Annotated in this window: 23 protein-coding genes; 14 read left to right on the top strand and 9 right to left on the bottom strand. The window is 72.1% G+C overall.

The genetic code is table 11. From position 1 onward, the window contains the following. Positions 1-49: 49 nt before the first annotated feature. Positions 50-772 carry a M23 family metallopeptidase gene (locus ACH4VO_RS23980; RefSeq protein ID WP_360991093.1) on the top strand — a complete coding sequence of 241 codons (723 nt, stop codon included), beginning with the start codon at positions 50-52 and terminating at the stop codon, positions 770-772. Between the two features lie 17 nt (positions 773-789). Here ACH4VO_RS23980 and ACH4VO_RS23975 read toward each other — a convergent pair whose 3' ends face one another. After that, positions 790-1,386: a helix-turn-helix domain-containing protein gene (locus ACH4VO_RS23975; protein WP_360991090.1), complete on the bottom strand. Its 597-nt coding sequence runs from the start codon at positions 1,384-1,386 to the stop codon at positions 790-792. A gap of 134 nt (positions 1,387-1,520) precedes the next feature. Between ACH4VO_RS23975 and ACH4VO_RS23970 the strand changes: the two genes are divergently transcribed. After that, positions 1,521-3,116, top strand: coding sequence for an MDR family MFS transporter (locus ACH4VO_RS23970; RefSeq protein WP_360991087.1), 1,596 nt, complete (start codon positions 1,521-1,523; stop codon positions 3,114-3,116). A 353-nt stretch (positions 3,117-3,469) separates the two neighbouring features. Here the strand turns inward: ACH4VO_RS23970 and cseC are convergent, their stop codons facing one another. The 5 genes from cseC to ACH4VO_RS23945 form a co-directional block, all read right to left on the bottom strand. Further along, positions 3,470-4,795: a two-component system sensor histidine kinase CseC gene (gene cseC / locus ACH4VO_RS23965; RefSeq protein ID WP_360991084.1), complete on the bottom strand. Its 1,326-nt coding sequence runs from the start codon at positions 4,793-4,795 to the stop codon at positions 3,470-3,472. Further along, positions 4,792-5,505, bottom strand: coding sequence for a two-component system response regulator CseB (cseB, locus tag ACH4VO_RS23960; RefSeq protein WP_360991081.1), 714 nt, complete (start codon positions 5,503-5,505; stop codon positions 4,792-4,794). Before cseB ends, cseC begins: the two co-directional genes overlap by 4 nt. 97 nt (positions 5,506-5,602) lie before the next feature. After that, on the bottom strand, positions 5,603-6,310 hold the full coding sequence (locus ACH4VO_RS23955) for a hypothetical protein (protein ID WP_360991078.1): 708 nt from the start codon (positions 6,308-6,310) through the stop codon (positions 5,603-5,605). Continuing rightward, positions 6,298-6,894 (bottom strand): SigE family RNA polymerase sigma factor, encoded by a 597-nt coding sequence (locus ACH4VO_RS23950; protein ID WP_360991461.1) that lies wholly within the window; start codon positions 6,892-6,894, stop codon positions 6,298-6,300. Before ACH4VO_RS23950 ends, ACH4VO_RS23955 begins: the two co-directional genes overlap by 13 nt. Positions 6,895-7,082: 188 nt before the next feature. Continuing rightward, entirely contained in the window at positions 7,083-7,985 is a 903-nt protein-coding gene (locus ACH4VO_RS23945) for an A/G-specific adenine glycosylase (protein ID WP_360991075.1), read from the bottom strand. Positions 7,986-8,245: 260 nt separating this feature from the next. On the opposite strand from ACH4VO_RS23945, the gene ACH4VO_RS23940 reads away from it, so the two are divergent. Further along, a complete protein-coding gene (locus ACH4VO_RS23940) occupies positions 8,246-9,082 on the top strand; it encodes a hypothetical protein (protein WP_360991458.1) in 837 nt (278 codons plus the stop codon). Between the two features lie 277 nt (positions 9,083-9,359). On the opposite strand, the gene disA is transcribed toward ACH4VO_RS23940, so the two are convergent. Continuing rightward, complete coding sequence (gene disA, locus ACH4VO_RS23935) at positions 9,360-10,484, bottom strand: DNA integrity scanning diadenylate cyclase DisA (RefSeq protein WP_360991073.1); 1,125 nt, start codon at positions 10,482-10,484, stop codon at positions 9,360-9,362. Positions 10,485-10,563: 79 nt separating this feature from the next. Continuing rightward, entirely contained in the window at positions 10,564-11,976 is a 1,413-nt protein-coding gene (gene radA / locus ACH4VO_RS23930) for a DNA repair protein RadA (RefSeq protein ID WP_360991070.1), read from the bottom strand. 186 nt (positions 11,977-12,162) lie between these two features. On the opposite strand from radA, the gene ACH4VO_RS23925 reads away from it, so the two are divergent. After that, a complete protein-coding gene (locus tag ACH4VO_RS23925) occupies positions 12,163-14,034 on the top strand; it encodes a hypothetical protein (RefSeq protein WP_360991067.1) in 1,872 nt (623 codons plus the stop codon). Positions 14,035-14,244: 210 nt separating this feature from the next. On the opposite strand, the gene ACH4VO_RS23920 is transcribed toward ACH4VO_RS23925, so the two are convergent. Continuing rightward, a complete protein-coding gene (locus tag ACH4VO_RS23920) occupies positions 14,245-15,084 on the bottom strand; it encodes a hypothetical protein (RefSeq protein WP_360991065.1) in 840 nt (279 codons plus the stop codon). Positions 15,085-15,202: 118 nt separating this feature from the next. Between ACH4VO_RS23920 and ACH4VO_RS23915 the strand changes: the two genes are divergently transcribed. The 10 genes from ACH4VO_RS23915 (at position 15,203) to proC (ending at position 25,651) form a co-directional block, all read left to right on the top strand. Continuing rightward, positions 15,203-16,150: a Ppx/GppA phosphatase family protein gene (locus ACH4VO_RS23915; RefSeq protein WP_360991062.1), complete on the top strand. Its 948-nt coding sequence runs from the start codon at positions 15,203-15,205 to the stop codon at positions 16,148-16,150. A gap of 83 nt (positions 16,151-16,233) precedes the next feature. After that, on the top strand, positions 16,234-17,058 hold the full coding sequence (locus ACH4VO_RS23910) for a sugar phosphate isomerase/epimerase (protein ID WP_360991059.1): 825 nt from the start codon (positions 16,234-16,236) through the stop codon (positions 17,056-17,058). Then, entirely contained in the window at positions 17,055-17,681 is a 627-nt protein-coding gene (locus ACH4VO_RS23905) for a TetR family transcriptional regulator (protein WP_360991056.1), read from the top strand. Before ACH4VO_RS23910 ends, ACH4VO_RS23905 begins: the two co-directional genes overlap by 4 nt. 153 nt (positions 17,682-17,834) lie before the next feature. After that, positions 17,835-19,097 (top strand): PQQ-binding-like beta-propeller repeat protein, encoded by a 1,263-nt coding sequence (locus tag ACH4VO_RS23900; RefSeq protein WP_360991053.1) that lies wholly within the window; start codon positions 17,835-17,837, stop codon positions 19,095-19,097. A 144-nt stretch (positions 19,098-19,241) separates the two neighbouring features. Beyond that, the gene (gene ilvD, locus ACH4VO_RS23895; protein WP_360991051.1) at positions 19,242-21,092 is read left to right on the top strand and encodes a dihydroxy-acid dehydratase; all 1,851 of its coding nucleotides are present in this window, start codon (positions 19,242-19,244) and stop codon (positions 21,090-21,092) included. A 413-nt stretch (positions 21,093-21,505) separates the two neighbouring features. Beyond that, complete coding sequence (locus ACH4VO_RS23890) at positions 21,506-22,042, top strand: hypothetical protein (RefSeq protein ID WP_360991048.1); 537 nt, start codon at positions 21,506-21,508, stop codon at positions 22,040-22,042. Positions 22,043-22,308: 266 nt separating this feature from the next. Beyond that, positions 22,309-22,482, top strand: coding sequence for a hypothetical protein (locus ACH4VO_RS23885; protein ID WP_360991487.1), 174 nt, complete (start codon positions 22,309-22,311; stop codon positions 22,480-22,482). A gap of 764 nt (positions 22,483-23,246) precedes the next feature. Then, complete coding sequence (locus tag ACH4VO_RS23880; RefSeq protein WP_360991046.1) at positions 23,247-24,029, top strand: ABC transporter ATP-binding protein; 783 nt, start codon at positions 23,247-23,249, stop codon at positions 24,027-24,029. Further along, positions 24,026-24,784 (top strand): ABC transporter permease, encoded by a 759-nt coding sequence (locus ACH4VO_RS23875; RefSeq protein ID WP_360991043.1) that lies wholly within the window; start codon positions 24,026-24,028, stop codon positions 24,782-24,784. Before ACH4VO_RS23880 ends, ACH4VO_RS23875 begins: the two co-directional genes overlap by 4 nt. A 57-nt stretch (positions 24,785-24,841) precedes the next feature. Beyond that, on the top strand, positions 24,842-25,651 hold the full coding sequence (gene proC, locus ACH4VO_RS23870; protein WP_360991040.1) for a pyrroline-5-carboxylate reductase: 810 nt from the start codon (positions 24,842-24,844) through the stop codon (positions 25,649-25,651). The last annotated feature ends 1,277 nt before the right edge of the window (positions 25,652-26,928 follow it).

Raw genomic sequence — 26,928 nt, 5'->3', positions numbered from 1 at the left:
CAAGCCCGGCCGGAGCGTCGGGTCCAGTCACCCCGGAGGTTCTCCCCGCATGTCGAAGCGCGTTACGTTCCAGTCCTCCCGCCGCCCGTCCATGCCCCGTGTGAGCGGTGCCGTCGTGGCCGCAGGCCTGGGTGTGTCGATGGTGTTCGGCGCGGGCGCTGCGTTCGCGTCCGGCACGACGGGTAGCGCGGGCACCGCGGCCCTCGCCGGTTCCGTCACTGCCGACTCCGTCGCCCAGCAGGCGACCGCCCAGAGCAAGGCCGCTGCCGCCGCCAAGAAGGCGTCGGCGGACAAGGCCGAGAAGAAGAAGGCCGACGCGAAGAAGAAGGCCGAGGCCGCGAAGAAGAAGGCCGCCTCCTGGGAGGCGCCGGTCGCGCACTACGTGCTGAGTGCCACCTACGGCACCGGCGGTTCCCGCTGGGCCCACAAGCACTCCGGTCAGGACTTCGCCGTCCCGATCGGCACCAAGGTCGAGGCCGCGCACTCCGGCACGGTCGTCAAGGCCGGCCCGAACGGGGGCGGCGACGGTCCCGCGTACGGCAACGCCATCGTGATCAAGCACTCCAACGGGAAGTACTCCCAGTACGCCCACCTGTCGAAGATCCAGGTGAACATCGGTGACCACGTGAAGACGGGCGAACAGATCGCCCTGTCCGGCAACACCGGGAACTCCAGTGGCCCGCACCTGCACTTCGAGATCCGCACGACCCCGAACTACGGTTCGGCGATCAACCCGGTCTCGTTCCTGAACTCCGTGCACGTCTCCATCTGACGCGTCCGGCGTCCGCCCTACGCGGCGGGCCCGGCCGAGCCCTGATCGTGGTGGGCACGGGTGACCAGCTCGACGGCGACCTCGAGAGCAGCCTTGCGCTTCTCCTCGGGGTCGCCTTCGGCGTCCTGGAGGGCGAGCATCCCGGCGTGCATGGCGAACAGGGCCGTGAAGCAGCGGACCTGGTCGGTGAGCGGGGCGTCCGGCTCCTTGATCAGATCCACCAGCGCGATAGCGCGGTGCTTGATGGTGTGGCCGATGGTCAGGTCGCGTACCGTCGCCTGGTTCTCCTGCATGAAGCGGAAGAGCGGGGCGGCCGCCCTGAGCGCCTCGCTGTAGCGGACCAGGATCTCCTTCTTCGTCTCCAGGGTGCGCGGCTGCTCCTTGCCCCAGACGAGGAGATCCTCCACGGGCCGGTTCAGGTCCTCGAAGATGCTGTTGAGGATCTCTTCCTTGGTCTTGAAGTGGTAGTACAGCGCCGCCTTGGTGACCTGCAGGTGTTCTGCGATCTCGCGGAGCGAGGTCTTCTCGTACCCCTGCTCGGCGAAGAGCTCCAGGGCGACGTCCTGAATGCGCTGGCGGGTGTTGCCCCGGCGCGGCTGCGGCGTGCTGCCCATGCGACTCTCCCAGAACTTACTTGACGCCCGGCTAGTACGGGTCTACTTTCCTCAGTGTAGCCAACTAGCCGGGCGGCAAGTAAGTGTCGGGCCGGCGGCGGATCGCACAGCAGGGGACCAGGGGAGCGGACGACATGACGGAACTGAGGAAATCGACGGCGGACGGGAAACCGGAACCGCAGGCGCGCAGCGTCCGGGTGGTGGTTCTCGCGCTGATGATCGCGATGCTGCTGGCCATGCTCGACAACCTGATCGTCGGCACCGCGATGCCCACCATCGTCGGCGATCTGGGCGGTATGGCGCATCTGTCCTGGGTGGTCACCGCCTACACCCTGGCCACCGCCGCCTCCACCCCCATCTGGGGCAAGCTCGGCGACATGTACGGGCGCAAGGGCATCTTCCTCACGTCCATCGTGATCTTCCTGATCGGCTCGGTGCTGAGCGGAATGGCTCAGGACATGAGCCAGCTGATCGGTTTCCGGGCCGTCCAGGGCCTCGGCGCGGGCGGCCTCATGGTGGGCGTCATGGCGATCATCGGTGACCTCGTCCCGCCCCGCGAGCGGGGGAAGTACCAGGGCATGATGGCCGGCGTGATGGCCATCGCCATGATCGGCGGACCGCTGGTCGGCGGCACCATCACCGACCACCTGGGCTGGCGCTGGAGCTTCTACATCAACCTGCCGCTCGGCGCGGTCGCGCTGGCCATGGTCACCGCGGTGCTGCACCTGCCCCGCAAGGAGCGGAGGAAGGCGAAGGTCGACTACCTGGGCGCCGTCCTGCTCACCGTCGGCATCACCGCGATCGTGCTGGTCACCACCTGGGGCGGCACGGAGTACGCATGGGACTCGGCCGTGATCATGGAGCTCATCGCCCTCGGCGTGGCCTCCCTCGTCGGCTTCCTCTTCGTCGAGACGAAGGCCGCCGAGCCGATCATGCCGCTGCACATCTTCCGCAGCCGCAACTTCACCCTCATGTCCGTGGTCGGCTTCATGGCGGGCTTCGTGATGTTCGGTGCGGTGCTCTTCCTGCCGCTCTTCCAGCAGTCGGTCCAGGGCGCGTCCGCGACCAACTCCGGACTGCTGCTCCTGCCGATGCTGCTCGCCATGATGGTCGTCTCGCTGATCGCCGGCCGGATCACCACCAGCACCGGCAAGTACAAGATCTTCCCGATCGCGGGCAGCGTGCTGATGATCGCGGGCCTGTTCCTGCTGGCCACGATGGACACCGGCACCACGCGCTTCACCTCCGGCGTCTACATGGCGGTGCTCGGCGCGGGCATGGGCTTCCTGATGCAGATCACGATGCTGGTCGCCCAGAACAGTGTCGAGCTCCCGGACATGGGCGTCGCCTCGTCCACGACCACGCTCTTCCGGACGCTCGGCAGCTCCTTCGGAGTCGCGATCATGGGCGCACTGTTCACCGGCCGGGTGCAGGACGAGATGACGGCACGCGGCGGCGGGGGAGCCACCGCGCAGTCCGCCCAGCTGGACGCGGCGAGCCTGGCGAAGCTGCCGCGCGCGATGCGCGAGGCGTACGAGTACGCGGTGGCCTCCGGCACCCACCTGGCCTTCCTGGTGGGCGGCTCGGTCGCGGTGGTCGCCCTGCTGGCGTCGCTCTTCGTCAAGGAGGTACCTCTGCGGGGCAGCGCGAAGCCGGAGGCCGCTTCCGACGGCGACGGCGGTACGGCGCAGCCGCAGGCCGCGGACGCCAAGGAGTCGCAGGCCGTCTGAGCAGGCGTACGGGAGTACGGCCCGGGCGTCCGCGCCCAGGGCAGAAGGGTGGGCCCCGGAGGCGGGACGAAGCCTCCGGGGCCCACCCCCTTTCCGCCCTCCGGGCCCCGTCTCCCGGAAGCGGTGAGCCGGAAGGCGGCAGCAGGGGACGGGTGCCTGTGGCCGAGTCAGGGTCAGTGAGCCGGGAGCCGGGAGCCGGGAGCCAGGAGCCGGAAGGCGGGCGCCGGGAGCCGGAAGGCGGGCGCCGGGAGCCGGAAGGCGGGCGCCGGGAGCCGGTGAGCCGTGTCGGGCCGGCCGTCGGCAGCCGCCCAGCGCCTGCACGCCCCATCCCTCCGTGGCCCGCCCGTCAGCCCTCAGCCGCCGGTCCCCTCCCGCAGGACGGGGAAGCTCCCCGTGTTCGTCGGCGCGTGCTCGGGCAGCCAGAGCACGGCGACCGCCCCGCCCGTACCCTCCGCGGCCCCCGCCGGAGCCGCGTTGCGAAACGTCAGCCGGGCGCCCAGGACCCGCGCCTGACCGGCGGCGATGGTCAGCCCCAGGCCGTGGCCCTGCCCGGCCCGGTCACTGCTTCCCGTACGGAACCGGCTCGGCCCCTCCCGCAGCAGCGACTCCGGGAAGCCGGGCCCGTGATCGCGTATCCGCACGACCCTGCCCTCGACCGTGACCTCGACGGGACCGGCCCCGTGCTTGGCGGCGTTGCCGAGCAGATTGCCCAGGATGCGTTCCAGGCGCCGGGGATCCGTGGAGACCCATGACTCGTGGACCACCCGTACCGTGATCTCCGGATCCAGCGCCGCGATCCGCCGGCCGACGAACTCGCCCAGCGGCAGCTCCTGCAGCTCGGCCCGCTCCGAGGCACTGTCCAGCCTGGCCACCTCGAGCACGTCCTCGACCAGGGTGCGCATCGCCTGCGCCCGGTCCCGTACGAGTTCCGTGGGCCGGCCGGGGGGCAGCAGCTCGGCGGCGGTGAGCAGCCCCGTCACCGGGGTGCGCAGTTCATGGGCGATGTCCGCGGTGACCCGGCGCTCGGCCTCGATCCGTTCGTTCAGCGCGTCCGTGAGCGCGTCCACGGCCCGCGCCAGCTCGTCCGTCTCGTCCCGTACGACGCCGCCGACGGCCTCCCGTACCCGTACGTCCGTATTGCCCTGGGCGACCTTGCCCGCCGCCGCGGCGGCCTTGCGCAGCCGGCGGGACAGCTGGCCGCCGATCAGCACCCCCAGGGCGCAGCCGCCGAACACGACGGATACGGAGCCGATGATCAGAGCCCGGTCGAGGTCGCCCGTGATCGTGGCGCTCCGGTCGGCGAACGGGGTGTGCAGGGACAGGACGTCGCCGTTGGCCAGCGGTACGGCAGCCCAGACGTCGGGCACCCCGCCCGCGTACTCGTCGACGTGGGTGGCCCGCCTGTTCTCCCGCATCTGTGCGCGCAGGCTCGGTGGCAGGGCCGGGTCGTTGAGCTTGGCGCCGAATTTGGGGGCCGGCTTCTGGGTGCTCGACGCCTCATACAGCCGCTGGGCGAACAGCAGCCGTTCCAGCTGCACCTCGCGGGCGTTGTCCAGCATCGAGACGCGGGCGGCGTTGTGAACGACGAGGCTCAGCGCCACGGCGATGAGCGCGCCGACCGCGGCGATCGCGATGCTTATCTTCCAGCGGACACCGGTCCGCAAGGCCAGCCGCTTCATGCGCGGAGCTTGTAGCCGAAGCCGCGGACCGTCTCGATCCGGTCCTGACCGATCTTGGCCCGCAACCGCTGGACGTGGACGTCGACGACCCGGGTGTCCCCTCCCCAGCCGTAGTCCCAGACCCGCTCCAGGAGCCTGTCCCGGGAGAGCACGGTGCCGGGCGCCGAGGAGAACTCCAGCAGGAGCCGCATCTCGGTCGGTGTCAGGCCCACCTGGGCGCCTCCTCTGCGGACCTCCATGCCCTCGGTGTCGATCCGCAGATCGCCGAAGACCAGCACCCCGCCGGTTTCGTCCGGTGCCCCGCCGACCGCCGTGCGGGGCTGCCCTCCCTGGCCGGAGGCGTGGCCGAAGCGGCGCAGTACGGCCCGGATGCGGGCGACGAGCACCGCCCCGTCGAACGGCTTGGTGACGTAGTCGTCGGCCCCGGCCTCCAGGCCGAGCACGACGTCGATGGAGTCGGCCCGGGCCGACAGCATGATCACGGGCACGGTGGACTCGTCGCGGATGCGGCGGCACAGGCTGACCCCGTCCAGGCCCGGCACCATCACGTCGAGCAGGGCGATGTCCGGCCGTTCCGCACGGAAGGCCTCCAGGCCCTGCAGGCCGTCGGGCATCGCGGTGACCGTGAAGCCCACCCGCTCCAGTGCGAGCTGGGTGGCCTCGCGGATGACGTCGTCGTCCTCGACGAAGAGGACGTGGGTCTCGGCCATACGGTGCGGCTCTCAGTTCTCCGGCTGGTTCGGCGTCGCGTTCGGCGCCTGGTCAGCGCCGTCTGCCGAGGGCGGACGGCGCTCTTCGGGACACGCTCTAGTTCTGCGTCTTCTCGGGTCCGGGAACGGCGCCTTCCCCGGCGCTCACGGCACGGTTGAAGTCGTTGTGCACCCGGTCGGTCTCGGTGAACCGGCCGGCCGTCCAGTGGTACGTGATCACGTCCTCGCCGGAGGGGTAGGCCACCGCGTCCTTCGAGCCGTACACCTGGGTGGTCACCACCAGGTCACCCCGGTCGATGGTGCCGTACACCGCCGGGATCTCCGCGCTGAAGACGTTCTCGTACGACCCCTCCCGGACCTCCCGGTAGACGTAGGTGCCGACTCCCACCGAATCACCGCAGGTCATCACGTTGACCACGACGTCGGCCGCCGGCCCGTCGGTGAGCGAGCCGTACGAGGTGTCGACCGGGTACTCGTCGCCCGTGCACGGTTTCAGGCCGTCCCTGAGCTGCCGGCTCACCTTGGGGTCACCCTTGACGAGCATCACGGCGTTGATCTTCGGGGACGGTTTCGCCGTTCCGGACGGCACCGTGTGCGAGGACGTGACCCGGACGGCGGGCCTGCTGCCCGCCGGACCCTCGTCCCGGGTACCCGTACCGCCGGTCGAGCAGCCGGCGCAGAACAGCCCGAGGGCGGCGAGCCCGGCCAACGCCGTGCTGCCCGCCGCCAGGCCCGCCCCGCGCCCGCCACTTCTGCCGGCCGCCGCACCGTCCGTGCCGCTACCGCTGCCTGTCAGGCCGCGCACCGCTCCCGCTCCCGCTCGTCGTGACGCCTCTTCCGCTGCGCCGGAATCCGTGCCGGAAGCGGCGCCGGTGTCCGCTCGGCCTCGCGGCTCCGGGCGGCACGGTCCTCCAGTTCCTGGCGCAGCCGCGCCAGCGCGCGGTGCAGCGTGCTCTTCACCGTACCCGCCGACATACCGAGCGCCGCGGCCGTCTCCTCCGTGCTCATCTGCTCCCAGTGTCGCAGCACGACGACACTGCGCTGCTTCGGAGCCAGGACGCCCAGGACGTCCATGAGCAGGGCGCGGTCGGCGCGCTGCTCCGAGCCGTCGTCGATGCTCGCGTCCGGGAGCTGCTCGGTGGGGACCTCGTCGAGCTTGCGGGCGCGCCACCACTCCGTACGCGTGTTGATCATGACGCGGCGCAGATAGGCGTCGGCGAGGGACTTGTCGGCGATGCCCTCCCAACGGCGGTAGGTGCGCGCCAGGGCGGTCTGCAGCAGGTCCTGCGCGTCCACGGGGTCGGGGACGAGCCGGCGGGCACTGCGCAGCAGTGCGTCCTGCCTGGTGCGTACGTACTCCTCGAATTCGAGCACCTGGCCCTGCTCCACCACAACCGCCTCCGTCACCGTGAAATCCCCGTGGCCCCGCTGCCGGCAGGTGGTCCCGTCGCCGGCGTCGCCGACGTTACGGAGGGCTTGTCACGAGGGTGTGCGGAGCAGCCGTACGCGGACGCACGGCTGTCCATCGGTTGTGTAACAGCCGCAGGACAGCCGTGCGTCCGCCGGGAGGTGCCGCCTCAGGTCAGGGGAAGCCGGTACCGGCCGTTCGCCAGCGGCTCGACCAGGCCGTCGGCGACCAGCCCGTCCAGGGCGCGGGCCCGCTGCACGGGCTCCTCCCACACCGCGTCCAGCGCCGACTGCGGCACGGGGACCACGGAGTCACGCAGCACCGAGAGCAGCCGCCCGCGCACCTGCCGGTCCGTACCGGCGTACGTCTGCCCGCGGCGCGCGGGGCCCTGGTGGGCGGGCTTCCCGGCCAGCCGCCAGGCGCACTGCCCGGAGATCGGGCAGCGCGTGCAGTCCTCGTTCTTCGCGGTGCAGACGAGCGCGCCGAGCTCCATCGTGGCGGCTGCCCAGCGGGCCGCGCGTTCCTCCTCGTCGGGGAGCAGGGCGCGGGCCAGCTTGCGCTCGGCCGCCGTGGTGGCGTTGGGCGGGTACTGGATGCCCGAGGCGGCCCGGGCGAAGACCCGGCGGACGTTCGTGTCCAGCACGGCGTGGCGCTGGCCGTACGCGAACGAGGCCACGGCCGCCGCCGTGTACTCGCCGATCCCGGGCAGTGCGAGCAGCTGACCGTGCTCGCGCGGCACGTCGCCGCCGTGCCGTTCCGTTATCGCCTGCGCGGCCCCGTGCAGGCGTAGCGCGCGACGGGGGTAACCGAGCCGGCCCCAGGCGCGGACCGCTTCACCCGGCGCGTCGGCGGCGAGGTCGGCGGGGCGCGGCCAGCGGGCCAGCCACTGTTCGTAGACGGGCAGGACCCGGCTGACGGGAGTCTGCTGCAGCATGAACTCGCTCACCATCACGCCCCAGGCGCCCGCTTCGGGGCGTCGCCAGGGCAGATCGCGGGCGTGCTGCTCGAACCACCCGATGACGGGGTCGTGGAGGGAGGCGGGGGGCGTGTGTGTCGCAGTCGTGGCAGTCATCGCACCTACGATCCTGGCACGGAAGGCGGGACATCGGGCACGGCCACGGAGGTGTCGGCCCGGCTGAGGGCTCACGGGGTGATAACGCCACCCGTTCTGACCCTTCGGCGGCGACCGGCTGGGCCCGAGTGGGGCAAAGCGGACGGAAGCGGAAGTGAACGGCCGCGCCGTGATGATGATCCGGAAAACTTGTCGATCAGAGCGGCGGTTGGGGACCGGAGTTGGCCCCGGACTCTCGTAGAGTTCTGAGCGTGGGATCTATGCGCAATCCGGTCGGGCCACTTCCCTCCAGCATCTACTGGCGACGGAGGGCAGTAGCCGTGCTGGTGATCGCGCTGCTCGCGGCCGTGGCCGTGTGGGCCGTCACCTCGGCCGGCGGCGACGGGAAGAAGGACGACGCGAAGTCGGGCGACTCGGGTCCCGCCCCCTCCATCACCCCCGGCCCCTCCGGCTCCGGCCCGGTCATCGGCCAACCGCCCGGCGGGCGCGACGAGTCGGGAGTGTCCGGCGGTGGTGACGCCGGTACGGACACGGGTGCCGGCGGCGGCGACGGCGGCACCGGAGCGGGGGACGAGGCAGGTTCCGGCACGACGGAAACGGGTGGCTCCGCCGCGGCGGGTACGGATGCGGGACCAGGCGCGGGCGGAACCGGGACCGGGACGCCGGCCGTACAGGTGCCGGCCGGCTCGGCCCTCCCGAACTGCGCCCCCTCCGCACTCCAGTTGGGCCTCGAGACGGACAACACGTACGGCCCCGACGACAAGCCCGAGTTCCGGCTGACCGCGCGGAACACCTCGGCCGGCGACTGCAAGGCCGACTTCGGCCCGAAGAGCGCGGTGCTGACGGTCACCGAGGCCGGTGAGGAGGACGAACAGGTGTGGTCCTCCAAGGATTGCCCGGCGCCGGCCGGCCCGGTGTTCCTGAAGATTCCGGCGGGTGCGACGGTCGTCCACACCGTGAAGTGGGACCGCGCGACGAGCACTCCGAAGTGCGCGACCCCGGCTGCGGCGAAGGCGTCGCCGGGCACGTACCTCCTGGAGGCGCGGGTGCCCGGCGAACCGCTCCGGCGGGTGTCGTTCGTCCTCGCCAAGGACTGACACCGAGCTCGCCGCGGACTGACTCCGCGCTCGCCGTGGACTCACGCGGAGTTCGCCGTGGACTGATTCCGCGCTCGCCGCGGACTGACGCCTGAACGGGAGCTTGGCCCCGCCATGCCAGGACGGATCGGTCAGCTCCGGGCCGGCCGTCGGGCGAGAACCGCAGCCGGTGGCCGAGGTCCGCATCCGGCGGCGCAGGCCCCCTCCGGCGGGTAACGAGGCAAGAGGCCGGCAGGGAGGCCCCGGTCCGGCCCCCCGACGACGTGAGCGGGAACCCCTACACGTACCGCTCGAGGATCGACGACTCGGCGAGCCGCGAGAGACCCTCGCGCACGCTCCGGGCCCGGGCCTCGCCGACGCCGTCCACGGTCTGGAGGTCGTCCACGCTGGCGGCGAGCAGCTTCTGCAGGCCGCCGAAGTGCTCCACCAGCCGCTCGATGATGGCCCCGGGCAGCCGGGGCACCTTCGCCAGCAGCCGGTATCCCCGCGGCGACACCGCCGAGTCCAGGGTTTCCGGCGAGCCGCTGTAGCCCAGTGCCCGTGCCACCACCGGGAGTTCGAGTAGTTCCGTGTGCGTGAGGGTGTCCAGTTCGGTCAGCGCCTCCGCGACCGTACGGGACCGCTTCGCGGTCGGCTCGGGGACGTAGTCGCGCACGACCAGCTCCCGCTCGGGCTCCACGCCCGCGATCAGTTCGTCCAGCTGGAGCGAGAGGAGCCTGCCGTCGGTGCCCAGCTCCACGACGTACTCGGCGATCTCCGTGGCGATCCGGCGCACCATCTCCAGGCGCTGCGCGACCGCCGTCACGTCCCGGACGGTCACCAGGTCCTCGATCTCCAGGGCGGAGAGGGTCCCGGCGACCTCGTCCAGCCGGAGCTTGTACCGCTCCAGCGTCGCGAGCGCCTGGTTGGCGCGGGACAGGATGGCGGAGGACTCCTCCAGGACCCGGCGCTCGCCGTCCACGTACAGGGCGATGAGGCGCATCGACTGGGAGACCGAGACGACCGGGAAGCCACACGCCTTGGAGACGCGGTCGGCCGTGCGGTGGCGGGTGCCCGTCTCCTCGGTGGGGATGGAGGCGTCCGGGACCAGCTGCACGCCGGCCCGCAGGATCTTGGTCATGTCCTTGTCGAGGATCAGCGCGCCGTCCAGCTTGCACAGCTCACGCAACCGCGTCGCGGTGAACTCCACGTCCAGCACGAAACCACCGGTGCACATGGATTCGACCGTTTTGTCCATACCGAGGACGATCAGTCCGCCGGTGTTGCCGCGGAGGATGCGCTCCAGGCCGTCGCGGAGGGCCATTCCGGGTGCGACCGCGCTCAACGAGGCGCGCATCAACGCCTCGTTGCCCGTGCCTTGGCCGGACTTTCCGGGCGCGTTCGCCCGGTCGTTGGCTGCCACTGCACTCCTCCGGTCACAGGTTTCGGTGCCCTTGCGTCCCTCATACCGTGCGTACGGGCGGGCGAGACCAGGGCAAAGTCTACCGGCGTGCGCCGTCCTCCTGTGGTCCGTCCGGGCGAGACCGGCGCGGGAGGACTCTGAGGGCGTCACCCATGTCGGCGACTTCCGTGACTTTCATACCGGAGGGGATCTGCCCCGGGTCACGCGGGACAAGGGCGTGCTTGAACCCGAGACGATAGGCCTCGGCAAGCCTGCGCTGCACTCCCGTCACCCTGCGGACCTCCCCGGCGAGGCCGACTTCGCCGATGGCGACGAGGTTCTTCGGCAGGGGTGTGTCGCTGGCCGCGCTGGCCAGCGCCAGGGCGATCGCCAGGTCGGCGGCGGGCTCGGTGAGTTTCACGCCGCCCACCGTCGCACTGTAGATGTCCCTCTTGCCGAGCGCGCTGATCCGGCCCCGCTGCTCCAGGACGGCCAGCATCATCGAGACGCGTGAGGTCTCCAGGCCCGAGGTGGTGCGCCGGGGCGAGGGAATCTGTGAATCGACCGTCAGCGCCTGCACCTCGGCGACGAGGGGGCGCTTCCCCTCCAGCGTGACGGTCAGGCAGGTGCCCGGTACGGGCTCGTCACGCCGGGTGAGGAAGAGCCCGGAGGGGTCGGCGAGACCGGTGATGCCCTCGTCGTGGAGCTCGAAGCAGCCGACCTCGTCCGTGGCCCCGTACCTGTTCTTGACGCCGCGCACGAGCCGGAGGCGGGCGTGCCGGTCGCCCTCGAAGGACAGCACGACGTCGACGAGGTGCTCCAGCAGCCGCGGCCCGGCGATGGCGCCGTCCTTGGTGACGTGGCCGACCAGGAGCGTGGACATGCCGCGCTCCTTCGACGCCCGGATCAGCGCGCCCGCGACCTCGCGGACCTGTGCCATGCCCCCGGGCGCCCCGTCGATCTCCGGGGAAGCGACGGTCTGCACGGAGTCCAGGACGAGGAGCGACGGCTTGACCGCGTCCAGGTGCCCGAGGACCGCGGACAGGTCGGTCTCGGCGGCCAGGTACAGATGGTCGTTGATCGCCCGGATCCGGTCCGCCCGCATCCGCACCTGGCTCGCGGACTCCTCGGCCGTGACGTACAGGGTGCGGTGCTCGTCGCTCGCCGCCTTGGCGGCCACGTCGAGCAGGAGGGTCGACTTGCCGACGCCGGGTTCGCCCGCCAGCAGCACGACGGCGCCGGGCACCAGCCCGCCGCCGAGGACGCGGTCCAGCTCGCCGACACCGGTCGAGCGGGCTGTGGCCTGCCGGCTGTCCACCTGGCCGATCGGCAGGGCGGCGGTGGAGACCCGGCCGGCCGCGGTGGTGCGGACGGCGGGGGCGCCGCCGAACTCCTCGACCGTCCCCCAGGCCTGGCACTCGGGGCAGCGGCCGAGCCACTTGGCGGTCGTCCAGCCGCATTCGGTGCAGCGGTAGGACGGCCGGTCCTTCGCGGATTTCGTACGGGCAGCCATGGCGTCACCGTATAGGGGAGGTCCGACAGTCCGGTCCGCCGGTGCGAAGGGCGAACGTGAGTCCGATGCCGCTCATGCAGGGGAATAGGGGATTCCTGTCCCCTATCACGGGATACGTTCACCCGTAAGCGTTAATTACGGGGAAGGGGCACCAGGGAGCGGCCGAGACCTGCCTACGGTCGCCAGGTGACGAGCAGCAGGCTGGAGATCTCCGCGCACACCACCGGCGCACACCGGGCGCAGCGACGGGCGCCCCGCCCGTCCGGACCGCGCACGTCCGCACGTTACGAGCCGTACCTCGACGGCCTGTTCACCTACTGCCTCTCCGTGCTGTGCGACCACGAGGCGGCCACCGACGCGCTCGGCTCCGTCCTCGCGCTCGCGGAACGGCAGGACGGCCGGTGCCCCGCGGCCGAGGAGGAACGTAAATCCTGGCTGTACGCCCTGGCCAGGTGGACGTGTCTGCGCGCCCTCACCGAGCGGAGGCGGGGCCGGCAGGCCCATCGCCGTACGGCCGCCCCGCCGCTCCCCGTACCGGCTCCGTCCGCCGGCGCCCGCACCGCCACCGACGCGGCGGCCGGCCCCGGGAGCGCGGAGTCCCCGGCGGCGGAAGCCCGTCGGCGCGAACTCGCGCGGCTGGCCTGGCCGGAGGCCGCGGGCACCACCCCGGAGCAGCGGGAGGCGCTGGAGCTCGCCGTCCGCCACGGGCTCACACCGCGCGCGGTCGCGGCCGTGCTCGGCCTCGACCCCGCCGGCGCCCGGGAGTTGCTGGCCGCCGCGGCCTGCGAGGTGGAACGCACCCGCGCTGCCCTCGCCGTGGTGGAGAGGGGTGACTGCGCCACGGTCGCCCGGCTCGTCGGCAGCCACCGGGTGCTCCTCTCCGCGGCCCTGCGCCGTGAGCTCGTCCGGCATGTCGACGACTGCCCGCGGTGCCGTCGGGCCGCCGAGCGGGCGGGTGCGGCCGGGCCCTGGCCCGGCGCGAGCGTCACTCCGGCCGCCGCGCTGCCCGTCGTGGAGGCTCCGCGCCCCTCCGTGCGGGTCGCCCTGGCCCAGGCCAGACGGACCAGGCCGGGCGCTCCGCGTTTCGGCCGGACGGGCTTCCCCCTCGACCCGAAGGACCATGCCGCGCGCCGGGACCGGCTGCGCGCTCGGGTCGTGACGACGACGGTCGTGGCCACGGTGGTGGCCGCCCCGGTGATCGCCCTGTGGGCCGCCTACCGGGGGGCGCCGCTGACCGGGGAGGGGCGCGACGGGGCCTCGGTCACGGCGACGGACGCGGACGGGGAAGCGGGATCCGGCGGCACTCCCTACGAGGAGTACGAGAACGCGGGCAACGCCGGCCCCGACGGCCGCGGATGGTTTCCCGGCGACGCCCGGAGGCCGGACGTCTCGGCGGAGGTCGTGAGCGGGGGAAGCGGCCACCGGGGCTCCGGCACGCTGGAGGTGTCGGCCCGCTCCTCCGGAGGCCTGACGGCGATCACGCTGACGGCCCTCGGCAGCGAACCGGTCGCCTGGTCGGCCAGGACGGACGCCCCCTGGCTGAGTCTCAGTCGCTCCTTCGGCACGCTCGCCCCTGGCCGGAGCGTCACCCTGTACGTCCGCGTCGACCGGACGGCCGAGCCGGAGGGCCCCTGGAGCGCGCGCGTCCTGCTCACCCCGTCCAGGTCCGTGGTGGCGATCACCGGGTCCGGCGTCACGGCCCCGGTCCCCGGAAAGCCGGGGCCGGCTCCGGACCCGTCGTCCGGTTCCCCCGGTTCCCCCGGCTCCCCCGGTTCCCCCGGCTCCCCCGGTTCCCCCGGTTCGCCCGACTCTCCTGGCCCCTCGTCCCCGCCCCCGTCGTCCGGCCCGACGGACCCCCCGGAGCCGACGGAACCCACCGGCCCGCCGGATCCCACGGACCCGACAACACCCCCCGCGACGGACCCCCCGGCCACCGATCCGCCCGGCTCACCCGACCCCACAGCGTCTCCCACCGACGAGTCACCCGAACCGCCGCCGTCCGGGCCGCCGTCCGGGTCGGCGACGGACACCGGCGGGACGTCGCAGCCGCCCGGCTGACGGCGCGCGGATCGACGGCCGGTCCGTCCTGCCGTCCGGACCGACGGCCGGTCCGGGCGGCAGGACGTCGGTGCCTGCCTACAGGCCGTCCTGCCTACCGGCCCTACCGTCACACCCCGCCCAGGTGGCGTACCGGCCCACGTGCCATACCCGCGCCGGGAACCACGGCCCGGACCGGGCGGTTCGGGCCGGGCGGCTCACGGCTCACGGCTACCCGGGGTCGGCCGGATGCGGGGCCATCGGCAGCAGTGAGGAGAGCCGCTGCTCGCACAGGTCGACCAGCCGGGCGTACGCCTCCGTGCCCATCAGCTCGGTGAGCTCGGGGCGGTAGGTGACGTAGACCGGCTCACCCGCCCCGTGGGCGGAGGTCGCCGAGGTGCACCACCAGTGCAGGTCGTGCCCGCCCGGCCCCCAGCCCCGTCGGTCGTACTCACCGATCGACACCTGGAGCACGCGTGTGTCGTCGGGCCGGTCGATCCAGTCGTACGTCCGCCGGACCGGCAGCTGCCAGCACACGTCCGGCTTGGTCTCCAGCGGTTCCTTGCCCTCCCGCAGGGCCAGGATGTGCAGGGAGCAGCCCGCGCCGCCCGCGAACCCCGGCCGGTTCTGGAAGATGCAGGAGCCCTCCCAGCGCCGGGTCTGGCGTTCGCCGTCCTCGTCGACGCCGACCCAGCCGGTCTTCGTGCCGACGTCGTGGAACTGCCACAGCTCCGGTGTGAGCCGCGCGACGTGCCCGGCCACCCGCTTCTCGTCGTCCTCGTCCGAGAAGTGCGCGCCCAGCGTGCAGCACCCGTCGTCCGCGCGGCCCGCCTGGATGCCCTGGCAGCCGCTGCCGAAGATGCAGGTCCACCGGGACGTCAGCCAGGTCAGATCGCAGCGGAAGACCTGCTCGTCGTCGGCGGGGTCGGGGAATTCGACCCAGGCCCGCGCGAAGTCGAGCCCCTTCTCGTCGGGCCCGTCCGGCCCGGGTGTCTCCGGCTTCGGCATCTCCTGCTTCGTTCTCTGCTTCTTCGTGGCTTTGTCCGGCTTCGCCTTTTTCGTCTTTGGCACGCGCCCAGAGTAAGGCCGGGCGGCAACCGGCGGGCGGGAGAAGACGCGTGCCGAACCCACGCCGCCGCCCTCGCACTGCCGGTCGGCCACGGCCCCCCGCCGCAGTAGCGTTCCGGGTATGAGACTCGGAGTCCTCGACGTGGGGTCGAACACGGTTCATCTGCTGGTGGTCGACGCGCACCCCGGCGCCCGCCCGCTGCCCGCACACTCGCACAAGGCGGAGCTTCGGCTGGCCCAACTCCTCGACCGGGACGGCGCCATCGGCCCGATGGGTGTCGACCGGCTCGTGTCCACGGTCGCCGACGCTCTCCAGGCCGCCGAGGACAAGGGCTGCGAGGACGTACTGGCCTTCGCCACCTCGGCCGTGCGCGAGGCCCGCAACGCCGACGAGGTGCTGGCCAGGGTCAGGGACGAGACGGGAGTGGCCCTCGCCGTACTCAGTGGTGAGGAGGAGGCCCGGCTCACGTTCCTGGCCGCCCGCCGCTGGTTCGGCTGGTCGGCGGGCAAGCTCCTGGTCCTGGACATCGGCGGCGGGTCGCTGGAGGCCGGGTACGGGCTGGACGAGGAGCCCGACGCCGCGGTCTCGCTGCCGCTCGGGGCCGGCCGTCTCACGGCGGGCTGGCTGCCGGGCGATCCGGCGGACCCGTCGGACATCCGGGCGCTGCGCCGCCATGTCCGCGCCGGCATCGCGCGTACGGTCGGCGAGTTCGCCCGGCTGGGGCCGCCCGACCACGTCGTGGGGACCTCGAAGACCTTCAAGCAGCTCGCCAGGATCGGTGGTGCCGCACGCTCCGCCGACGGGCTGTACGTGCAGCGTGTACTCACCCGCAAGGCACTGGAGGAGTGGGTGCCCAAGCTGTCGGCGATGACCGTCGAGCAGCGCGGGCGCCTGCCCGGGGTCGCCGAGGGGCGGGCCGGGCAGCTGCTTGCCGGGGCGCTGGTCGCCGAGGCGGCGATGGACCTGTTCGCGGTCGAGGAGCTGGAGATCTGTCCCTGGGCGCTGCGCGAGGGAGTCATCCTGCGCCGTCTGGACCACCTGCCCCAGGGGCAGGTGTCGCTCGCCTGAGGGCCGTCCGGCCCGTCATGGCCCTGGTCACTTTCGGCCGGGGAACCCCGGGTGCGCCCCACTGCTGCCCGTACCCTGTCAACGTGGCAGAACCAGTGGTGCGCATCCCGGATGCGAAGGTCGCCCTGTCGACGGCTTCCGTCTATCCGGAGTCGACGGCTACGGCCTTCGAGATCGCCGCGCGCCTGGGCTACGACGGCGTCGAGGTCATGGTGTGGACCGACCCGGTCAGCCAGGACATCGAGGCGCTCAGGCGGCTCTCGGACTACCACCAGGTTCCGGTGCTCGCCGTTCACGCGCCCTGTCTGCTGATCACGCAGCGGGTCTGGTCGACGGACCCGTGGGTCAAACTCCAGCGGGCCAGGGCCGCGGCGGAGAAGCTCGGGGCGTCGACCGTGGTCGTCCACCCGCCCTTCCGCTGGCAGCGCACCTACGCCCGCGACTTCGTCAACGGAATCTGGCGCATGGCGGACGAGACCGACGTGAGGTTCGCCGTGGAGAACATGTACCCGTGGCGTTACCGGGACCGCGAGATGCTCGCGTACGCCCCCGCGTGGGACGTCACCCAGGACGATTACCGCCACTTCACCGTGGACCTCTCGCACACCTCGACCGCGCGCACCGACGGCCTGGCCATGGTGGACCGGATGGGTGACCGGCTGGCCCACGTCCACCTCGCCGACGGCAGGGGCTCGGGCAAGGACGAGCACCTGGTGCCGGGCCGCGGCGACCAGCCGTGCGCCGAGCTGCTGGAGCGGCTGGCCGGTACCGCCTTCGACGGCCACGTGGTCATCGAGGTCAACACGCGCCGCGCCATGTCGTCGGCCGAACGCGAGGCCGACCTCGCGGAGGCGCTCGCCTTCACCCGGCTCCACTTGGCGTCGTCGGCGCGGGCCCCCCGCCCGTGACGCCCGGCGCCACGGACGGCCCGGCCCCCCGGCGCCGGGGCCGCCCCGCACGCACCCCGGGCGCCGCGGGCCCCGACGCCAGGACCCGGATCCTGGAGGCGGCCCGGACCGAATTCGCCGAACGAGGCTACGACAGGACGTCCATGCGGGGCATCGCCAAGGCGGCGGGCGTCGACGCGGCCCTGGTCCACCACTACTTCGGTACGAAGGACGAGGTCTTCGCCGCAGCCGTCGAACTCTCTTTCGAGCCCGCAGTCGTCATCCCCGCGATCCTGGACGGCCCCTCCAGGGATGTCGGTGAGCGGCTGGCCCGCTATTTCATCGGGGTCTGGGAGAACCCGGTGTCCCGGGGGCCGCTGCTGGCCGTCCTCCGTTCCGCGCTCACGCACGAGGCGGCGGCGAACGTGCTGCGCGGATTCGTGCTGCGCCGGCTGCTGGAGCGGATCGCGGCGGAGCTCGACGTACCGGACCCCACTTTCCGCGCGGAACTCGCGGCCTCCCACATGATCGGCATCGCGATCCTGCGCTACGTCATCCGGGCGGAACCGCTGGCGTCGGCCGACCCGGAGAAGATCATCGCGATGGTGGCCCCCACGATCCAGCGGTATCTGGCCGGCGCATGACAGCGGTCCTGCCTGTGTGACCGCTGTGCCGGTCGTTTCACAACGTTGTCGCGAGTCGGTATCAGGCGCCGTCATGGCCGGATACCGATGGTTGGCTGTCCGGGACCCGTGAGCCGGACCGCTCGGGGTGAAGACGATGGTGGGAGACGAACCGTGACGACTCGGAACATACGCACGCCGGACGGGTACGCCGCAGACGGCGCCATGCCCCGCCGACGGCTGCTGAGGATGGCCGGCGCGGGGCTGGGCCTCGCCTTGGTGGGAGCGGTGACCGCGGCGTGCGGCCCCGAGGAGACCGGTGCCTCCGGCGGCACGGGGAAGCCGAAGCCCGGCGGGGGCGGCAAGGGCGGCGGGGACGCGTTCACGACTCCGCCGGCCGGGCGCGCCCCCCGTGCCCTGTGGCAGGAGGCCGCCGGGGTGGGCTCCCTCGGCAGCGACGAGGTGCTGGCGGTCGTGGGGGACGTGGTGCTGATCGCCGACGACCCGTTGACGGCACGGGACCTCGCCACCGGCGAGAAGCTGTGGTCGCTGCCGGGTGCCGCCCAGCCGGGTGCGCGGCTGATCATGGGTGGGGACACGCTCTATCTGGCCAGCGGCGAGTACGACGGCGACCTCGTGGGTCTCGACCCGGCCACCGGCAAGGAGACATGGCGCAGCCGCCTGGACGGCGCGTACTCCCAGCCCCGGCCCATCGGCGCTGACACCGAACGCGTGTACGTGCTGGCGGGCATTCTGGAGAAGGACCTCAGCTCCCGGCGGAACGTGATCGCCGCCGTCGACATCCGTACGGGCAAGGCCGTCTGGAACGAGCAGCGGGACGCCGGGACCGAGGAGTACGGAATCACCCCCACGGTGCTGGGCGACCGCCTCGTCTACACCGACCACCACGAGAACCTGACCGTCCGCGACACCGCGACCGGACGGCAGCTGTGGACGAAGAAGATCAGCAGGTCCAACTGGGACAGGATCGCCGCCCACGACGGTGCGGTGTACGTCGCCGACGGCCGGCACCTGCGCTCGTTCGCGCTCGACGACGGTGCCGAGCGCTGGGCCCTGGAGACCGAGGAGTTCGGCACGTTCAACGGCCCGACCGTTCTCGACGGCGTGCTCTACGCCTCGGACAGCGCCCACGCCCTCTGGGCCGTCGATCCCGCCACCGGCAAGCGGCGGTGGCACAACGCCGATCTGGGCGAGGTCTCGGTCCCGCTGCAGTTCGCCCAGGTCGGGGACACTCTGTACGCGGCGACGGAGTTCGACGAGAACGGCGGCGTCCAGGCCTACGACGTGCGCAGCGGCACCCTCCGCTGGACGTACAACGACGGCTCGGGGTCGATAGACCCGTGGTACGTGGTCGCCGGCGGCAAACGGCTGGCCGTGCTCCACGGGCGACGCGTGCTGGCGCTTCCGGCGGTGTGAACGCGCGGCGGCAGGGAACGGGCGGGGCGTCGGCCCTGCCCGCCCGCTGAGCATCCTGTCCCGCATTCCGGACAGCATGTCCAGATCTTGGCACGAGAGGCGTACGCTCGGAGGCAGTCTTTTCTGTCGAAGGAGCGAGCGACGATGCCCCAGCTGAGGTCCCGCACTGTCACCCACGGCCGCAACATGGCGGGCGCCCGCGCCCTGATGCGCGCGTCCGGTGTAGCGAGCGAGGACATCGGCAAGCCGATCGTCGCGGTGGCCAACTCCTTCACGGAGTTCGTCCCCGGTCACACCCACCTCGCCCCGGTCGGCCGGATCGTCTCCGAGGCGATCAAGGCGGCGGGCGCGGTGCCCCGCGAGTTCAACACCATCGCGGTGGACGACGGCATCGCCATGGGACACAACGGCATGCTCTACAGCCTGCCCTCCCGCGACCTCATCGCGGACAGCGTCGAGTACATGGTGGAGGCCCACTGCGCCGACGCCCTGATCTGCATCTCCAACTGCGACAAGATCACCCCGGGCATGCTGATGGCCGCCATGCGCCTCAACATCCCCACGGTCTTCGTCTCCGGCGGTCCGATGGAGGCCGGCAAGGCCACCCTCGTGGACGGCACCGTCCGCAAGCTCGACCTGGTCAACGCGATCAGCGACGCGGTCGACGAGAGCATCTCCGACGAGGACATCCTCCGCATCGAGGAGAACGCCTGCCCCACCTGCGGCAGCTGCTCCGGCATGTTCACCGCCAACTCGATGAACTGCCTGACCGAGGTCCTGGGCCTCTCGCTTCCCGGCAACGGCTCGGTCCTCGCCACCCACACCGCCCGCAAGGCGCTGTACGAGGAGGCCGGCCGCACAGTCGTCGAGATCACCAGGCGCTACTACGAGCAGGACGACGAGACGGTCCTGCCGCGCTCCATCGGCACCCGCGCCGCGTTCGACAACGCCATGGCGCTCGACATCGCCATGGGCGGCTCGACCAACACGATCCTGCACCTGCTCGCCGCCGCGCAGGAGGCCGAGCTGGACTACGACCTCGACGACATCAACGAGGTCTCCCGCCGCGTCCCCTGTCTGTCGAAGGTCGCCCCCAACGTCGCCCCCGGCGGTACGTACTACATGGAGGACGTCCACCGGGCCGGTGGCATCCCCGCCCTCCTCGGCGAGCTGCACCGCGGCGGTCTCCTCAACGAGGACGTGCACGCGGTCCACTCCGACACCCTCGCCGAGTGGCTGAAGAACTGGGACATCCGCGGCGGCTCCCCGTCGCCCGAGGCCGTCGAGCTCTGGCACGCGGCTCCCGGCTGCGTCCGCTCCGCGACCGCCTTCTCGCAGTCCGAGCGCTGGGACACCCTCGACATGGACGCGGCCGGCGGCTGCATCCGCGACCTGGAGCACGCGTACTCCAAGGACGGCGGCCTGGCCGTCCTCAAGGGCAACCTCGCCGAGGACGGCTGCGTCGTGAAGACGGCGGGCGTCGACGAGTCGATCTGGACCTTCGAGGGTCCGGCCGTCGTCTGCGAGTCCCAGGAGGACGCCGTCGACAAGATTCTCCGCAAGGAGATCAAGGAGGGCGACGTCGTCGTCATCCGTTACGAGGGCCCGCGCGGCGGCCCCGGCATGCAGGAGATGCTCTACCCGACGTCGTTCCTGAAGGGCCGCGGCCTGGGCAAGGCCTGCGCGCTCGTCACCGACGGCCGTTTCTCCGGCGGCACGTCGGGCCTGTCCATCGGGCACGCCTCGCCCGAGGCGGCGTCCGGCGGCACGATCGCGCTGGTCGAGGACGGTGACCGGATCCGCATCGACATCCCGAACCGCTCCATCGAACTCCTCGTCCCCGACGCGGAGCTCGCCACCCGCCGCGCGGCCCTGAACGGCGTCTACACGCCGAAGAACCGCGAGCGCAAGATCTCGGCGGCCCTGCGCGCCTACGCGGCGATGGCCACCAGTGCCGACCGCGGCGCGGTCCGCGACGTCTCCGGACTCGGCTGACGCCTGACCTTCCCGGCCGGGCCCCGCCCCCGACGTCGTGGGAGGGCGGGGCCCACCGCCCCTGAGCCGCCCGCGACGCAGTACAGCGCGTGACCCGCGGGGGAGCGGGGGAGCGGGAAGGTGTCGCGCCGCGCGGGACCGCCGGCCGGGCCCGCCACGGCAGGAAGGCGGCGGCCCCGCGGGACCTCGCCGCTCCCGACCGCGGCCGCCCGGGCCGCCGCTTCCGCGTCGGCGGCCCGGACACCACCGGGCGGCAGGCGCCGTCGGCAGCGCCGCTGCGGTCCCGGGCCGGCGGCCGGGAGAGCCCGAAGCCCATGACCTCGGGGACGCCTGTCTCCCCACGGACGGTGACGGCTGCGTCGCGCCGCGCCGCGACGGGCACGACCGCCTCCCGCCCGGGGATAATCGACCCCGTGAGCGAGAACAGCGAAGCATCCGGCACGACCTCCGGCGGCGGCACGGCACCGGGGCCTCAGCCCGAACCTCTCCGTTTCTTCGGTACGACCTGGGTCGACCACGACGGCGGCTACGCACTGCGCCGAGCGGGGGTCACCGCGGGCTCCCTCGTGGCCGCGGTGGCGTCGTGCTTCGTACTCCGCTTCGCGTACCAGGGGCTGGAGATCGCCGAAGTCGGAGATTTCGTCGGCATGCTCGTCGTGCTGATGTTCGCCGTCTGCAGTGCCATCGCCTTCCGCAGGACCTGGGAGGGCTTCGGCCGCCGCCCCGCGGACCCGTCCGGCGAGGACCGGCTGCGCGGCCTCAAGTCGATCGGCTTCGTCGGTTCGCTGCTCGCCTACTTCTTCCGCTCCTTCACCGAGGCACCGGGCGAGAAGCTGCGGCGTACGGAGTACGAGACGGCGATGGCCCAGTACGTCAAGCGCCGCTCGACCCGCACCGGCAACCCGGCGGCCCGCAGGAACACCAAGGGCAAGCGCCCCGGCCGCAGGTAGAACGGGTGTGACCCAGATACGAGCCGAAGGGGCAATGAGTTGATCTTCAAGCCTGAGCAGTCGGCCCGCCCTGGTGAGAAGCCGCCGTCGAGGGGCTGAGGGCGCGTACAGCCCTGGCCTTCACTCGTCGCGAGGGAGGATCGCCAGCGGGCGGCCGGGGCACATTCACGGCCATGCGTTCGAACTTCGCAAGCAGGAGCCGGAAGTCGGTGGCGGAGCCTCAGCCGGCGGCTCGGAGCCGTTCGAGGAGTTCGTCAACGCCGGCCGTGTGCGCGTACGGCGCGAAGACCGGCTTCGCCGAGGTCGACGGCCAGGCCACACCCAACGGCTGGTTCACCGCCTGCCGTGGCGGCGTGGCCGCCGCCGGCCTGGTCCTCCAGGGCGGCCTCGGCGGCGATTCGGCGGGGCCGATCGTGGCGGCGGTGCTCAAGGCGTCGTGACGGTGTGGGAGGCGGTTACGGACACCGAGCTGTCCGTCGGCAGCGGCTGGCGGGCCGCTGCCACCGTGACGGCCTCGAAGGCGAGTCCGAGTTCCTGCAAGGCGCTGATGACCTGGAGCGGCCCGACGAAGTCGAGGGCAGGCCGGGGTAGAGCACGAACGCGATGGTCCTGGTCGTTGTCATGCCACCAGCTTTGCCGGGGTGAGCGGCCGTCGCGCGGACTGTGTCTGGAATCCTGTGATCCCTGTCTTCCGGGCGCCAGTGGTCGCTGATGCGCCGTGTGGTCGTGATCGGTTACCCGGACACCGAGCTGCTCGACATCTCCTGCCTGACAGGCGTGTTCGACACGGCCACGCGCTGGGGCGCGGAACCCGGATACCGGGTCGAGCTGCTCTCACTCGGTTTGCCGAGGGGGCGCCGCGCGCGGGGTCCCGGACCAGGAGGAGCGGCCTCTCCGTCCCGTCCAGGTTCTTGACGCCGTCGACGGACCGAGCATCGTGACGACGTGATGCGGAGTGTCGGATGTTCTCCGGGTGGCTGATGGCCCCTCCGGTGTTTCCCCTGTCCGCGCCGCTGTTCCGACCGGCAAGGTCGAGCGCCCCGAGCGGACTTCCGCCGCCACCCCTCGTACCTCCCGCGTCCGCGACCGCGTGTCCGTCGTGTGCGGCACGGGGTTCTCCATGGCGTCCGGCCGGTGATGCCTCGCCCGGAACCGTCCCTGCGGATCCCTTGACGCGGCGCCTCGGCAGGACCATATTCATCACATGATGAATTACTCGGTCGTCGCGGACGCGGGAGCCGTCGAGGCCCGCGCACTCACCGTCGTACGAGGTGACCGGACCGTCCTGCGCGGCCTCGACTTCACCGTCGAGCCGGGCAGGATCACCGGCCTCCTCGGCCCCTCGGGCTGCGGCAAGTCCACGCTCATGCGGGCCGTCGTCGGCACCCAGGCCAACGTCACCGGGACCCTCCGCGTCCTGGGCAGCCCCGCCGGACACTCCGGCCTGCGACCCCGCGTCGGCTACGTCACCCAGGCCCCCTCGGTCTACTCCGACCTCACGGTCCGGCAGAACCTGGACTACTTCGCGGCCGTACTGCGGCCCGGCCGCGATCACGCCGCGTCCCGCCGGGACGCGGTCAGCCGCGCCGTCCAGGACGTCGACCTCACCTCCCACACGGATGCCCTCGCCGGACACCTCTCCGGCGGCCAGCTCAGCCGCGTCTCGCTCGCCGTCGCCCTGCTGGGCACGCCGGAACTGCTGGTACTCGACGAACCGACCGTCGGCCTCGACCCCGTACTCCGCCGGGACCTGTGGAACCTCTTCCACGCCCTCGCCGCCGAGCGGGGTACGACGATCCTCGTCTCGTCACACGTGATGGACGAGGCCGAGCGGTGCCACCGGCTGCTGCTCATGCGCGAGGGCGAGATCCTCGCCGACGACACCCCCGAGGCGCTGCGCGCCCGGACCGGCTCCGCCACCGTCGAGGAAGCCTTCCTCCACCTCGTCGACGAGGCCGCCACCATCCGCGAGGAGCCGACCCGATGAACACCGCCGCCACTGCCGTGAGCCCCGCCCGCACCCTGGCCACCGCCGCCCGCGTCCTGCGCCAGCTCCGTCACGACCCCCGCACCGTCGCGCTGCTGCTGATCGTCCCCGTCCTGATGATCACGCTGCTCCGCTACGTCTTCGACGCCAGCCCGCAGACCTTCGACTCCGTCGGCGCCTCACTGCTGGGAATCTTCCCGCTGATCACCATGTTCCTGGTGACCTCCATCGCGACCCTCCGCGAACGCACCTCGGGCACCCTCGAACGGCTGCTCGCCATGCCCCTGCGGAAGGGCGATCTGATCGCCGGGTACGCGCTGGCGTTCGGCGCCGTCGCCGTCGTCCAGTCGCTCCTGGCAACCGCCCTGTCGGTGTGGGTCCTCGGCCTGGACGTCATCGGATCACCCTGGCTCCTCCTGCTCGTCGCCCTGCTCGACGCGCTCCTGGGCACCGCACTCGGCCTGTTCGTCTCGGCCTTCGCCGCCTCCGAGTTCCAGGCGGTCCAGTTCATGCCGGCCGTGATCTTCCCGCAGTTGCTCCTGTGCGGCCTGTTCACCCCGCGCGACCGGATGCACCCCGTCCTCGAAGCGATCTCGGACGTCATGCCGATGTCGTACGCCGTCGACGGCATGAACCAGGTCCTGACCCACACGGCCGCCACCGCCGACTTCTACCGCGACATCCTGATCGTCGCGGGCTGTGCCCTGCTCGTCCTCTGCCTCGGAGCGGCCACCCTCCGCCGCCGCACCGGCTGACGGGCCGGTGCGAGGATGGCGGCCACGACGATTACCGCCACCCGGAGGATGAACCGCATGACCCAGACAGTCGCAGTCCTCGGCACAGGGAAGATCGGCGAGGCCTTGCTCAGCGGCATGATCCGGGCGGGCTGGCGCGCATCCGACCTGCTGGTCACCACCCGCCGCTCCGAGCGGGCCGAGGAGCTCCGTACCCGCTACGGCGTCGAGTCCGTCAGTAACGCGGAGGCGGCGAAGTCCGCCGACATCCTCATCCTCGCGGTGAAGCCCCAGGACATGGGCCGGCTCCTGGACGAACTCGCCCCGCACGTCGCCGCCGACCGCCTCGTCATCAGCGCGGCCGCCGGCATCACGACCGCGTTCATCGAGGACCGCCTCACCGCGGGAACCCCCGTCGTACGCGTCATGCCGAACACGCCCGTCCTCGTGGACGAGGGCATGTCCGTCATCTCCGCGGGCAGCCACGCCACCGCCGAGCACCTGGCCCACGCCGACGCCATCTTCGGCGGCGTGGGCAAGACGCTCCGGGTGCCGGAATCACAGCAGGACGCGGCGACCGCGCTCTCCGGTTCCGGGCCCGCCTATTTCTACTTCCTCGTGGAGGCCATGACCGACGCGGGAATCCTGCTCGGCCTTCCCCGGGCACAGGCCCACGACCTGATCGTCCAGGCCGCCATCGGCGCCGCGATCATGCTCAGGGACAGCGGCGAGCACCCGGTGAAACTCCGCGAGGCCGTCACCAGCCCCGCCGGCACCACCATCAGCGCCATCAGGGAACTCGAGAACCACGGCGTCCGGGCCGCTCTCATCGCCGCCCTGGAGGCGGCCCGCGACCGCAGCCGCGAACTGGCCTCCGGCAACGGCTGACCGCCGTCCCCGGCGCGGCCGGTCACTCCTCGCCGCGCACCACGCTCGCGAACCCGCCGCCGTGCAGGGACACGGCGGCGGGTTCGGGCCATACCGTCCGCGCCGTGCGCCCACGCGGGGGCTTGGCCCTCACCCCCGACCGTCGCCGGCCTGGATGGCCCCGACCGTCCTGCTCCTGGTCCCAGTCCCCGGCCTGGACGACCCCCTGACACCCGCGACCACCCCGGTCCGCGCAGCTCTGCCCCGGCGGGTTCGCCCTCGCCCAGGCAGGGTTCATGGACGGCCGTCGGGCCGTCACCCGCTGGAACCTGCCGAGCTGCTGGGCGCAGGGAACCTGGGAGCCACCGTGGTGCGGAACGGCCTCCTCGTCCAGGAGGACACCCGCTGGACATCGGCGGAACGACCGCCGGAACCACCTCTGCCCCCCACCGGTGCCTACGGCGCACGGAGCCGAAACGGCTGGGACGTTCGGGCGTCGACGCTCACCGACCCGTCCCGTAGGGGCACGCAGGCACAGTTCATCCAGCACCCCACCCCCGCGGACCGACCCCGGAGGCGGACACCCTCACGGCCGTACGTGCGCATCCGCTCGCCCATCCGGCGGAACCCCGCACAGGAGCAGGGCTCGCCGTGCACGCGGGGATGGCGGCCCATCTTCGCCCGCCCCTTCGGGCCACCCGCTGGGCGACGACCCCGCTGCGCCGGCTCGTCGCCCAGCGGGTGGTCCCCGCACAGAAGCTGCTGGCGCGGACCGACCTGCCCGGCCCGGAGGTGGCGCGCAGGGCGGGCTTCGGCAGCGAGCTCCCCGGGCGCCGGCACCTCGGGCCGCTCCCGGCCAGAGTGCAGGCGACTACCCGCCGGCCTTCCGCGCAGTCGGCGGCCGACCGGACGGCCGCCCGTAGGTTGACACGGCCGGATCCGATCCGTAGTGTGCTCCGAGTTGTCCGACGTGAGTGCCGACCCCGGTCGGTCCCCGGACAGCCATTCCGCAGTAACCACTCGAAACACGCGACAGCTGTCGCATGTCTTTCTGTGTGCATGTGCGGAATGGGGAATCAGCGTTCGAAGGTGACCCGATTAGCTTCGGGGCCGGGGATTCCGCTAAAGTCTCACTCGTCGGAACGGCCCAACGGCCGGGAAGACGGACCCCGCTGACTGGGAATCAGGCCCGAAAGGATCTGATAGAGTCGGAATCGCCGGAAAGGGAAACGCGAAAGCGAAGAACTGGAAAGCACACCCGCTTCGACCGGGAATCGGACACGAAAGAGTCTGATAGA

Origin of the sequence: Streptomyces sp. NPDC020780 (assembly GCF_044334475.1) — a bacterium.
Taxonomy (GTDB): domain Bacteria; phylum Actinomycetota; class Actinomycetes; order Streptomycetales; family Streptomycetaceae; genus Streptomyces.
The sequence above is the reverse complement of the archived record's forward strand: the minus strand, read 5'-3'. Positions and strand labels throughout refer to the sequence as shown.